The sequence below is a fragment of the Carboxydocella sp. JDF658 genome, assembly GCF_002049395.1.
GTDB lineage: Bacteria > Bacillota.
The window spans coordinates 1-373 of sequence record NZ_BDLR01000253.1 but is presented as its reverse complement, the minus strand read 5'-3'; the positions used below and the strand labels follow the sequence as shown (position 1 = coordinate 373).

General features: G+C 56.0%; 1 pseudogene. It reads right to left on the bottom strand.

The features are described 5' to 3' along the window. Positions 1–373 (bottom strand): annotated as a pseudogene (locus tag JDF658_RS14030) (IS200/IS605 family accessory protein TnpB-related protein); the annotation flags it as partial.

Below are 373 nucleotides of genomic sequence, written 5' to 3'. Positions count from 1 at the left end.
TTCCTGCGGGCGTGCCGCCATTTTTCACGGGCGGCCCGGCCCTGGCAGACCTTTTCCCACAGCCTTCTGCCCCCAAAGACTACCTCCGGTATTGTCCCCTTCTCCCGGTAGTCCTTCAGTTCAGCCAGCCTTTTTGCCAGTGAAACCACCCGATGGTTTCGCCCCTTGACTGCCAGGCGGAGCTTTTCAATAACTTCTGAAGCAGCCCCCTTTTCCTCTGCCTTCGCCAGTTTCCTCATAGCCAGGCTGAGCTTCTTCCTGGCCCGGCCCAGCTTCTCTTCTGTTTCTTCATTTTCTAACTTCAGCAGTTCTGTTTGGGAGTCCAGCAGGGCCTGTGCTTTAAGTCTGGAGTCATCGACAAAGCGGGAGTTCA